Below are 11,931 nucleotides of genomic sequence, written 5' to 3' on the forward strand. Positions count from 1 at the left end.
GCGAGCTCGGGGGCGTTATGGTCCGCCGTTCTCTCGACCTGCAAAACCATATTCTGCCGCGGGGCCGGCCCATTGCCCCCATTGTCCGCGCCCCCCGGCACCGCGGTGCCGGGGCCCGCGCGGGGGATGACCCCGACAGCGCCTACAGGCCGTAGCGCTCGCGTGCTTCCTTCACGGCGGACGCCGGGACCTCGCCGCGGCGGGCGAGCTGCGCCAGGGCCCCGACCACGACCGACTCGGCATCCACACCGAAGTGGCGGCGGGCCGCCGCACGCGTGTCGGACAGACCGAAGCCGTCGGCGCCCAGCGAGGACCAGTCCTGCTCCACCCACTGCGCGATCTGGTCCGGGACCTGCCGCATGTAGTCGCTGACCGCGAGCACCGGGCCTTCGGCGCCGTCCAGCGCCTGGCGTACGTACGGGATGCGCTCCTCGCCGCGCAGCAGCGCCGCGTCCGCCTCCAGCGCGTCGCGCCGCAGCTCGGTCCAGGAGGTCGCGGACCAGACGTCGGCCGTGACATGCCAGTCGGCGGCGAGCAGCTTCTGCGCCTTGAGCGCCCAGTGGATGGCCGTACCGGAGGCCAGCAGCTGGATGCGCGGGTCGTCCGCCGCGCCCTCGCCCTCCTTGAAGCGGTACAGACCGCGGACGATGCCCTCGTCCACGCCCTCGGGCTTCGCGGGCTGCGGCATCGGCTCGTTGTAGACCGTCAGGTAGTAGAAGACATCCGGGTCCTCGTCCGGCCGGGCCTCGCCGTACATCCGGCGCAGACCGTCCTTGACGATGGCCGCGACCTCGTACGCGAACGCCGGGTCGTACGTCAGCGCCGCCGGGTTCGTCGCGGCGATCACCGGCGAGTGGCCGTCGGCGTGCTGGAGGCCCTCGCCCGTCAGGGTCGTACGGCCGGCCGTGGCGCCGATCAGGAAGCCCTTGCCGAGCTGGTCGCCGAGCTGCCACATCTGGTCGGCGGTCCGCTGCCAGCCGAACATCGAGTAGAAGATGTAGAAGGGGATCATGGTCTCGCCGTGCGTCGAGTACGACGTCGCCGCGGCGATGAAGTCGGCCATCGAGCCGGCTTCGGTGATGCCCTCGTTGAGGATCTGGCCGTTCTTCGCCTCGCGGTAGTACATCAGCTGGTCGCGGTCGACCGGCTCGTATGTCTGGCCCTTCGGCGAGTAGATGCCGAGCGAGGGGAACAGCGACTCCATACCGAAGGTACGGGCCTCGTCGGGGACGATCGGGACCCAGCGCCTGCCGGTCTCCTTGTCCCGGATCAGGTCCTTGATCAGCCGGACGAACGCCATCGTCGTCGCCACCGACTGGCTGCCGGAGCCCTTGTCGAAGGCGGCGAACGCCTTCTCGGCGGGCGCGGGCAGCGGGGCGACCGGGTGGACCCGGCGGGCCGGGGCCGGACCGCCGAGGGACGCGCGGCGGTCCTGGAGGTAGCGGACCTCGGGGGAGTCCGCACCCGGGTGGCCGTACGGCACCTGGCCGTCGGCGAAGTGCGCGTCGGAGATCGGCAGGTCCAGCAGGTCCCGCATCGCCCTGAACTCGTCCACCGAGAGCTTCTTCATCTGGTGGTTGGCGTTCTTGGAGGCGAAACCCTCGCCGAGCGTGAAGCCCTTGACCGTCTGGGCCAGGATCACCGTCGGGGCGCCCTTGTGCTCCAGGGCGGCCTTGTACGCGGCGTACACCTTGCGCGGCTCGTGGCCACCGCGCGAGAGGTGGAAGCACTCGAGGATCTTGTCGTCGCTCAGCAGTTTCGCCATCTCGACGAGCGCGGGGTCCTTGCCGAAGAAGTCCTCGCGGATGTAGGCGGCGTCGCGGGTCTGGTACGTCTGGACCTGGGCGTCCGGTACCTCGCGCAGTCTCCGGACGAGGGCGCCGGTGGTGTCGAGCTGGAACAGCTCGTCCCAGGCGTTGCCCCAGAGGGTCTTCACCACGTTCCAGCCGGCGCCGCGGAACTGGGCCTCCAGCTCCTGCACGATCTTGAAGTTCGCGCGGACCGGGCCGTCGAGGCGCTGCAGGTTGCAGTTGATGACGAAGGTCAGGTTGTCCAGGCCTTCGCGGGCGGCGAGCGCCAGCGCGGCGGTCGACTCGGGCTCGTCCATCTCACCGTCGCCGAGGAACGCCCAGACATGGGACGCGGAGACGTCCTTGATGCCGCGGTTGGTCAGATAGCGGTTGAAGCGCGCCTGGTAGATCGCCGACAGCGGGCCGAGGCCCATCGAGACGGTCGGGAACTCCCAGAGCCAGGGCAGACGGCGGGGGTGCGGATAGGACGGCAGACCGACGCCGCCGGACTCCTGGCGGAAGTTGTCCAGGTGCGCCTCGGTGAGGCGGCCGTCGAGGAAGGCGCGGGCGTAGATGCCGGGGGAGGCGTGTCCCTGGATGTAGAGCTGGTCCCCGGAACCGTCGCGTTCCTTCCCGCGGAAGAAGTGGTTGAAGCCGGTCTCGTAGAGCCAGGCGGCGGAGGCGAAGGTGGCGATGTGGCCGCCGACGCCGTGCTTGGCGCCACGGGTGACCATCGCCGCCGCGTTCCAGCGGTTCCAGGCGGTGATCCGGCGCTCGATCTCCTCGTCACCGGCCGGGGCGGGCTCGGCGGCGGTCGGGATGGTGTTGACGTAGTCCGTCTCCAGAAGCTTCGGCAGATCGAGCCCGGTGACGCCCTCGGCGTGCTGAAGCGTGCGCCGCATCAGATACGCGGCGCGGTGCGGGCCGGCAGCCTTGGTGACGGCGTCGAGCGAGGCCGCCCATTCGGCGGTCTCTTCGGCGTCGCGGTCCGGGAGCTGGTCGAGCTCGCTCGGGAACAGCAGCGTGCCTACGGGGTCGGTCATGATCGCCGCCTTCCGGAGGGGGAGGGGTGGTGAAAGGGGGGCTTGTCTGGCAGGACGGGGCCCGGGGGACCGGTGGGTCCGGGTTGACTGTAAGCCGACGATCGATGATCGATCAAAGTGTTGTGGGTAAAAAGTGGGGTCTGGTGCGAAAGTCGGCACACGGTGCCGCGAATTCGGGCACTCGGTGCCGGGAACTCGCGGGGTTTCCGTGGTGGTCGCCCCGTGGTGTCCCCGTTGTCCGGGGGTGCGGGGTTTCCCCGTGTGCCGCGCCCCGTGGGGTGGGCCGGAGTGTCCGTCCTCAATCGGCGGACGGCCTTGGGTGCGGGGGCTTGCCCGTGCCCGTGGGGCGGGCGTTGTGCCTCTCCGGGGGGTGTGGCTGGGGGTCCTCGCGGGGGTTTCCGTGGTGGCCGGACCTCACGTGGTGTCCCCGTTGTCCGGGGTGCGGGGTTTCCCCCGTTGGCGTACCCCGTGGGGCGGGCTCAGTCCGTCCGGGCCCCGGGCGAAGTCCGGAGGGGGCTGAGGACGGACACTGCGGGCAACGCCACGGGGTACGCCAACAGGGGGAATTCGCGCCGCGAGGTTACGCGCGGGGAGCGCAGCCGAGGACGTGGACCTTGACCAGGGTGCCGATCGACGGGTCGCGGCGGCGGAAGGCCGCGACGAGTTCCTCGTGCTCCTCCGCGTAGGACTTCTGCTTCGTCCCCAGCCAGCGGATCGAGAGAGCCGTGAAGACCTCGATCCCCAGCCCCTCCCACGTGTGCAGCAGCACCCCGTTCCCCGCCGCCTTCACCAGCTCGCGGTGGAACGCCACGGTGTGCCGTACCTGCGCCGTACCGTCCCCCGCGCGGTCCGCCTCGTGCAGAGCGGCGACATGGGGCTCCAGGGCCGAGCAGTCCGCCGCCAGACGGTCCGCGGCGAGTTCCGCGGCGATCTGCTCGAGGCCGGCCCGGACCGGGTAGCTCTCCTCCAGGTCCGCGGCGGTCAGGCTGCGTACCCGTACGCCCTTGTTGGGGGCGGACTCGATCAGACGGAGCGACTCCAGCTCACGCAGGGCCTCGCGTACGGGGGTCTGGCTCACCGCCAGCTCCGTCGCGATACGGCGCTCCACGATCCGCTCGCCCGGCTTCCAGCGGCCGCTGACGATGCCCTCCACGATGTGCTCGCGGATCTGATCGCGCAGCGAGTGGACGACGGGGATGGTCATGGAGCGCTCCTTCAAGAAGAGAAGACTCCTAGACAATACGGCGGTGCCCCTACCCGGAAGTACATCCGGACAGGGGCACCGCAGGTGAGGCTGGTTACAGAGCGGTCCGAGCCGTTGCTCAGAGGCCGAGCTCGACCTCGAACTCGCCGGCCTCCAGGATCGCCTTGACCGTCGTCAGGTAGCGGGCCGCGTCGGCGCCGTCCACCAGGCGGTGGTCGTAGGACAGGGTCAGGTACGTCATGTCGCGGACGCCGATGACCGTGCCCTCCTCCGTCTCGATGACGGCCGGACGCTTGACCGTGGCACCGATGCCCAGGATGGCGACCTGGTTCGGCGGGACGATGATCGTGTCGAACAGCGCGCCGCGCGAACCGGTGTTGCTGATGGTGAAGGTCGCACCGGCCAGCTCGTCCGGGGTGATCTTGTTGCCGCGGACCTTGTTCGCCAGATCGGCCGTGGCCTTGGCGATACCCGCCAGGTTGAGGTCACCCGCACCCTTGATGACCGGGGTCATCAGGCCCTTCTCGGAGTCCACGGCGATGCCGATGTTCTCCGAGTCGAAGTAGGTGATGGTGCCCTCGTCCTCGTTGATCCGGGCGTTGATGACCGGGTGGGCCTTCAGCGCCTGGGCCGCCGCCTTGACGAAGAACGGCATCGGGGAGAGCTTGGCGCCCTCGCGGGCCGCGAACGCGTCCTTGGCCCGGTTGCGCAGCTTCATCAGCCTGGTGACGTCGACCTCGACGACCGAGGACAGCTGGGCCTGGCCGTGCAGCGCCTTCATCATGTTGTCGCCGATGACCTTGCGCATACGGGTCATCTTGACGGTCTGGCCGCGCAGCGGGGACACCTCGAGAGAGGGGGCCTTCCTGGCGGCGGACGGCGCGGCGGCAGCGGCCTGGGCCGGGGCGGCAGCGGCGGTCTTCGCAGCCTCGGCGGCGGCGATGACGTCCTGCTTGCGGATACGGCCACCGACGCCGGTGCCCTTGACCGCGGACAGGTCCACGCCGTTCTCCGCGGCGAGCTTGCGCACCAGCGGGGTGACGTACGCGCCCTCGTCCGAGGCCGTCGCGGCCGGGGCCGCGGCGGGAGCGGGGGCGGCGGGCGCCACCGGAGCCGGAGCAGCCGGGGCCGGGGCAGCGGCGGCAGGCTGGGCCTGCACCGGAGCGGGCGCGGCAGCGGGAGCGGGCGCGGCGGGGGCCGGGGCAGGCTCGGGAGCGGCGGCCGGAGCCGGAGCCGGGGCCGCGGGGGCGGCCGCCGGAGCGGCACCCGCGGCACCGATCACGGCCAGCTTCGCGCCGACCTCGGCGGTCTCGTCCTCGCCGACCACGATCTCCAGCAGCACACCGGAAGCCGGTGCGGGGATCTCGGTGTCGACCTTGTCCGTGGAGACCTCGAGCAGCGGCTCGTCCTCGGCGACCTCCTCGCCGACCTGCTTCAGCCAGCGGGTGACGGTGCCCTCGGTGACCGACTCGCCCAGCGCGGGCAGCACGACGTCGGTACCGGAGGCGCCACCTGCGGCAGGGGCCGGAGCGGCGGGAGCCTCGGCGGCGGGGGCGGCAGGCGTCTCGGCGACCGGAGCGGGCGCCGGAGCCTCGGCGGCTGCCGGGGTCTCGGCAGCGGGAGCCTCGGCAGCGGCTGGCGCGCCCGAGCCGTCGTCGATGACGGCCAGCTCGGCGCCGACCTCGACGGTCTCGTCCTCGGCGACCTTGATGGACGCCAGCACACCGGAAGCCGGCGCGGGGATCTCCGTGTCGACCTTGTCGGTCGACACCTCGAGCAGCGGCTCGTCGGCCTCGACGCGCTCGCCCTCAGCCTTCAGCCAGCGGGTGACGGTGCCCTCGGTGACGCTCTCGCCGAGCGCCGGAAGGGTTACGGAAACCGGCATGGTTTCGGTTTCTCCTTACGAAAGTGCGGTAGTGGTCGTCGCGCCCGTTGACTGAATCAGTCGTGGGAGTGGAGGGGCTTGCCCGCCAGGGCCAGGTGGGCCTCGCCGAGCGCCTCGTTCTGCGTCGGGTGGGCGTGGATGAGCTGCGCGACCTCGGCCGGCAGGGCCTCCCAGTTGTAGATCAGCTGAGCTTCGCCGACCTGCTCGCCCATACGGTCACCGACCATGTGGACGCCGACCACGGCACCGTCCTTGACCTGGACGAGCTTGATCTCGCCCGCGGTCTTCAGGATCTTGCTCTTGCCGTTGCCCGCCAGGTTGTACTTCAGAGCGACGACCTTGTCCGCGCCGTAGACCTCCTTGGCCTTGGCCTCGGACAGGCCCACAGAGGCGACCTCCGGGTGGCAGTACGTCACCTTCGGCACACCGTCGTAGTCGATCGGGACGGTCTTCATACCGGCCAGACGCTCCGCCACCAGGATGCCCTCGGCGAAGCCGACGTGCGCGAGCTGAAGCGTCGGGACCAGGTCACCGACGGCCGAGATGGTCGGCACGTTGGTGCGCATGTACTCGTCGACCAGGACATAGCCGCGGTCCATCGCGACGCCCTGCTCCTCGTAGCCCAGACCCTGCGAAACCGGGCCGCGGCCGACGGCGACCAGCAGCACCTCGGCCTCGAAGGTCTTGCCGTCGGCGAGGGTGACCCGCACACCGTCCTCGGTGTACTCGGCCTTCTCGAAGAAAGTGCCGAGGTTGAACTTGATGCCGCGCTTGCGGAAGGCGCGCTCAAGGAGCTTCGAGCTGTTCTCGTCCTCGACCGGGACGAGGTGCTTCAGGGCCTCGATGATGGTGATGTCGGTGCCGAAGGACTTCCACGCGGAGGCGAACTCGACGCCGATGACGCCGCCGCCCAGCACGATCGCGGACTTCGGCACCCGGTCCAGCACCAGCGCGTGGTCGGAGGAGATGATGCGGTTGCCGTCGATGGTCAGGCCCGGCAGCGACTTCGGCACGGAACCCGTGGCGAGGAGGACGTGGCGACCCTGGACGCGCTGGCCGTTCACATCCACCGAGGTGGGGGAGGACAGCCGGCCCTCGCCCTCGATGTACGTGACCTTGCGGGAGGCGATCAGGCCCTGAAGGCCCTTGTAGAGCCCCGAGATCACCTCGTCCTTGTACTTGTGGACGGCCGGGACGTCGATGCCCTCGAAGGTGGCCTTGACGCCGAACTGCTCGCTCTCACGCGCCTGGTCGGCGATCTCGCCAGCGTGCAGCAGGGCCTTGGTGGGAATGCATCCACGGTGCAGGCAGGTGCCGCCGACCTTGTCCTTCTCGATCAGGGCGACGTCCAGGCCCAGCTGCGCTCCGCGCAGTGCCGCGGCGTAACCGCCGCTGCCACCGCCGAGGATCACTAGGTCGAAAACGGTGCTGGCGTCGTTCGCCACGTCACGTCCTCCATGCATGTGCGCCGGGCGCCGGTCGTCACGACCGCGCGGCGGCTGGTGTTCGGCCGCTTTTCTTCGGCCCTGTGGTGGGGGCCCTGTCCTGCCGAGAACCCATCTTCGCACTTGTCGACGGCAGGCGGGACGCGGGGATGGTGTCTGGTACGGCGGCGACGCCGTTCCTGCTGCTCTCCGGCCCGGAGGAAGCTGCGGAATCCGTCGGATCCGCCGCAGTCCGTGAGACCGAACGGAGATCCTGCGGCCCGTATTCCTGTGCCGGGCGGCCTGAACATCCGGGCGCCGGGCCGGGGGCGACGCCCCCGGCCCGGCGGGCTGTCAGCCCAGGTCGCCCGACGCGGTGCGCTCGGCGAGCCTGACCAGGGTGCGGACCGCGGAGCCGGTGCCCCCCTTGGGGGTGTAGCCGTAGGGGGCGCCCTCGTGGAAGGCGGGGCCCGCGATGTCGATGTGGGCCCAGGTGATGCCCTCGCCGACGAACTCCTTCAGGAACAGACCGGCGACCAGGCCGCCGCCCATCCGCTCGCCCATGTTCGCGAGGTCCGCGGTCGGCGAGTCCATGCCCTTGCGCAGGTCGGCGGGGAGCGGCATCGGCCAGGAGTCCTCGCCGACCTCCTCCGCGATCTCGTGGATGGACGTGCGGAACGCGTCGTCGTTGGCCATGATCCCGAACCGGCGGGTGCCCAGGGCCAGCACCATGGCACCGGTCAGCGTGGCCACGTCCACGATCGCGTCCGGGTTCTCCTCCGAGGCCTTGGTGATCGCGTCGGCGAGCACGAGGCGGCCCTCGGCGTCGGTGTTGAGCACCTCCACCGTCGTGCCGCTGTACATGCGCAGCACGTCGCCCGGGCGGGTGGCGGTGCCCGACGGCATGTTCTCGGCCAGTGCCAGCCAGCCGGTGACGTTCACCTTCAGCCCGAGCCGCGCGGCCGTGACGACGGCGGCGAAGACGGCGGCGGCGCCGCTCATGTCGCACTTCATCGTCTCGTTGTGGCCGGCCGGCTTCAGCGAGATGCCGCCCGAGTCGTAGGTGATGCCCTTGCCCACGTAGGCCAGGGACTTCTCCGCCTTGGGGTGGGTGTACGCGAGCTTCACCAGCCGCGGGCCGTTGGCCGCGCCCTGGCCGACGCCGAGGATGCCGCCGTAACCGCCCTTGACGAGGGCCTTCTCGTCGAGGATCTGCACCTTGATGCCGTGCTCCTTGCCGGCGGCGGCGGCGACGGCGGCGAACGACTCGGGGTAGAGGTCGTTCGGCGGGGTGTTGATCAGGTCGCGGGCGCGGTTGATCTCCTCGGTGAGCGCGACGGCACGCTCGGCCGCGGCCTTGTACGCCTTGTCGCGCGGCTTGGCGCCGAGCAGAGCGACCTCGGCGAGGGGCTCCTTCTTGCCGTTCTTGCTGCTCTTGGAACTCCCGGAGAGACCGCCGTTGCCGTCCTGGTACGCGGTGAAGGCGTAGGCGCCCAGCAGCGCGCCCTCGGCGATCGCCTCCGCGTCCTCAGTGGCCTCGATCGGCAGCGCGAAAGCCGCCTTCTTCGTGCCGGTCAGGGCGCGCGCCGCGGAACCGGCGGCCCGCCGCAGCACCTCGGCCTGGTAGGTCTCGTCCTTCTCCGGGGCCGTACCGAGACCGACGGCCAGCACGACCGGCGCCTTCAGCCCGGACGGCGCGGGCAGCTTGGTCACTTCGCCCTCGGCACCGGAGGCACCGAGGGTCTCCAGGACGGTGGCGAGCTTTCCGCCGAAGGCCTTGTCCACGGCCTCCGCGCCAGTGGCGACGACAAGTCCGCTGCCGCCCTGCGGGCTCTTCGCTACGCCGACGACGATCGCGTCGGCGCGCAGCGTCGCCGCGCCGGCCGTGCTGAGAGTGAGAGCAGTCACGGTGGTGATTTCTCGCTTCCGTTTGAGTTCTGTGGCCGAAGAGGTGGGGTCGGCCGTGCCCGGCGCATCGTAGATCGGGCGAGTCGGCGCGCCGCAACGAGCCTACGCGCGCTGGGGAGGTTCGCTCACACCAGCGGGTGTTCACCCATCCGGGGTGTCTCTGATGCGATCACCGCGAGAGGCGGTGAGTCCTACGTCACACTCGGGCCGAATACGCAAGGCGGCAACGCGCTGCTTTGCATGATTTCCACAGATCCTCCCCGGGGCATCCACAAGGGGAGGCCTTCAAGGGGCGGGGAGTGCGCCATGGCGTACGGATTCAGTTCGAGTGATCACGAGCAGAGGGGGTCCGCGACGGACGAGGCACATGAGCGGGGGGCGCGGCGGGACCAGGCCGCCGGGCGGCGGTCCGGGGCCGGACGGTCGCAGGCGGGCCGCCCCGGCGCGCCGGGCGCACAGCGCGCATCCGGCAGGCGTGGCGGCAGGGTGGCCATGGCGCTGACGGCGTCCGCGCTGCTCGCCACGGCGCTCCCCGCGTCGACCGCCGCGGCCGCGGAGGACGCGATCGCGCCGAGGATCGACCTCAGGGTGCTGGTGGTCGACGACGGTGGCGAAGCGGTGGCGGCGGTGACCTCGGAGCTGCGCAGCACCGGGGTCCCGTACAGCGTCCTCAACCTGAACGCCGCGGGCAGGCCGCAGGTCAACGCCGCATTCCTGAGCGACACCGTGAGCGGCCGGCCGCGCGCCAAGTACCAGGGCGTGGTGGTTCCGAACGAGGCACCGTTCGGGACGAGCACGGCGGGTGCCGCCGAGCAGGCCGCGCTGGTCGCGTTCGAGAAGTCCTTCGGCATCCCCCAGGTCGACGCGTACACCTGGGCCCACCCGGGTGTCGGCCTGGACTACACCAGCGAGGGAGGCTGGGCCGGGACGCTCGACGGCACCGCCGCCGCCGTCACCACCGCGGGCCGCTCCGGGCCCTTCGCGTATCTCGACGGCGCGGTCACCTTCGAGGACAACTCTCCGTCGGTCCCCGAGAGCTACGGCTATCTGGCGCGCCCGCGCGAGGGCTTCACCAGCTATGTCGACGCGCCTGTGCCGGGCGGTGAAAACCGCGCCAGCCTGCTCGGCGAGTACGCCCACGACGGGCGCCGCGAGCTGGTCGTGACCTTCGCGTACAACCAGAACCAGCGGCAGTTCCGGCTGCTGGCGCGGGGCATCGTGGAATGGCTCACCCAGGGCGTCCACCTCGGGCAGAGCCGCAACTACTTCGCCGTGCACGTGGACGACGTCTTCGCGGCCGACGCCCGCTGGGACAGTGAGCGCAACTGCACGCCCGGGGACATCGACTGCGGCGGCGGCGAAGAGGACAGCACGCCGGACATCAGGATGACCGCGGCCGACGCGCAGTACGCCGCCCAGTGGCAGCAGACCAGCGGCCTGACACTGGACATGGTCTACAACGCGGGCGCGGGGGAGGAGTGGAAGGCGGAGCACGGAAACACGGACGCGCTCACCACGCAGCTGCTCGCCGACCGGGCCAAGTACCGCTGGGTCAACCACACCTACACGCACCCGTTCCTGGGCTGTGTGCAGGACGTGACCGTGGTCCCGTGGAAGTGCAGCAAGGACGCCGCGGGCAACACCCGCTGGGTGAGCCGTGCCGACATCTCCGGGCAGATCCGCGACAACCACAACTGGGGAGTGCAGAAGGGTCTCTCGGTCGACCGCGCGGAGCTGGTCACCGGCGAGCACTCGGGCCTCAAGACCTTGCCGCAGCAGCCGGTCGACAACCCCAACCTCGCCCCCGCGCTCGCCGAGAACGGTGTCAAGTGGATCGCCAGTGACAACTCCCGTGAGTCGCAGCAGCGTTCGGTGGGCAGCGCTCTCACCGTGCCCCGGTACCCGATGAACGTGTACTACAACACGGGCACGGCCGCCGAGATGGCGGACGAGTACAACTGGATCTACACGTCCCAGGCGGACGGCGGCAGCGGCATCTGTGAGAGCAACGCGGCCTCCACCTGCCTCGACGAGCCGCTGGACGCTCAGACCGGCTATGCGGAGCACATTGTTCCGCAGGAGGCCAGGATTGCCCTCGGGCATGTCCTCGCCAACGATCCCCGTCCGCACTATGTGCACCAGTCCAACCTGGCAGAAGGACGGATCCTCTACCCGGTGCTCAACCGGATTCTCGGTGACTACAGTGCACTGTTCGCCGACAGCGCACCTGTGGTGAACCTCCGCCAGCGCGACATCGGTGCCGAGCTGAGCCGCCGTACCGCCTGGCAGCAGGCGCTCGACAACGGGCGGGTGACCGCCTACCGGATCGGCACCACCGTCACCATTCAGGCGCCGTCCGGGGTCGCGATCCCGGTCACCACGCCCGAAGGCACCCGCAAGCAACTGCTGCTGGGGACTTCCGTCTTCGGCACCGCCTACGCGGGCAAGCGATCCGACTGGACCTCGCCGGACCTGCTGCAGTCCGCGGTCACTCTGAGTCTGCCCGCCTGATCCGGGCGGCATTCTGTGCCGCGTGATCCGTGACACGTGTCACCGGAGTGGCGGTGGCGGGGGGGGGGCGCGGGGGGGCGGGGGGGGGCGGGCCGGGGGCCCGGGCCCGGGGGGGGGGGCGAGGGGGGGGCGGGGGGGGGGGGCCGCGGGGGGGGCACCCCGGAGC

6 protein-coding genes are annotated in these 11,931 nt (G+C 70.8%); 1 reads left to right on the top strand and 5 read right to left on the bottom strand.

Annotation, left to right across the window (positions count from 1 at the left end; all coding sequences use genetic code 11):
• Positions 1 to 142: 142 nt before the first annotated feature.
• The 5 genes from aceE to ACFV6V_RS04775 all read right to left on the bottom strand — a co-directional run bounded on the left by aceE (position 143) and on the right by ACFV6V_RS04775 (position 9,254).
• Complete coding sequence (aceE, locus tag ACFV6V_RS04755) at positions 143 to 2,833, bottom strand: pyruvate dehydrogenase (acetyl-transferring), homodimeric type (RefSeq protein WP_385559093.1); 2,691 nt, start codon at positions 2,831 to 2,833, stop codon at positions 143 to 145.
• A 580-nt stretch (positions 2,834 to 3,413) separates the two neighbouring features.
• Positions 3,414 to 4,037, bottom strand: a complete 624-nt coding sequence (locus ACFV6V_RS04760; protein ID WP_385559096.1) for a GntR family transcriptional regulator — start codon at positions 4,035 to 4,037, stop codon at positions 3,414 to 3,416.
• 118 nt (positions 4,038 to 4,155) lie between these two features.
• A complete protein-coding gene (gene sucB / locus ACFV6V_RS04765) occupies positions 4,156 to 5,922 on the bottom strand; it encodes a 2-oxoglutarate dehydrogenase, E2 component, dihydrolipoamide succinyltransferase (protein WP_385559098.1) in 1,767 nt (588 codons plus the stop codon).
• Between the two features lie 56 nt (positions 5,923 to 5,978).
• Complete coding sequence (lpdA, locus tag ACFV6V_RS04770) at positions 5,979 to 7,367, bottom strand: dihydrolipoyl dehydrogenase (protein ID WP_385559101.1); 1,389 nt, start codon at positions 7,365 to 7,367, stop codon at positions 5,979 to 5,981.
• A gap of 333 nt (positions 7,368 to 7,700) precedes the next feature.
• Positions 7,701 to 9,254, bottom strand: coding sequence for a leucyl aminopeptidase (locus ACFV6V_RS04775; RefSeq protein WP_385559103.1), 1,554 nt, complete (start codon positions 9,252 to 9,254; stop codon positions 7,701 to 7,703).
• A 492-nt stretch (positions 9,255 to 9,746) separates the two neighbouring features.
• Between ACFV6V_RS04775 and ACFV6V_RS04780 the strand changes: the two genes are divergently transcribed.
• The gene (locus ACFV6V_RS04780) at positions 9,747 to 11,765 is read left to right on the top strand and encodes a hypothetical protein (RefSeq protein ID WP_385559354.1); all 2,019 of its coding nucleotides are present in this window, start codon (positions 9,747 to 9,749) and stop codon (positions 11,763 to 11,765) included.
• Positions 11,766 to 11,931 lie beyond the last annotated feature (166 nt).

Origin of the sequence: Streptomyces sp. NPDC059828, from assembly GCF_042731955.1 — a bacterium.
Classification (GTDB): Bacteria; Actinomycetota; Actinomycetes; order Streptomycetales; family Streptomycetaceae; genus Streptomyces.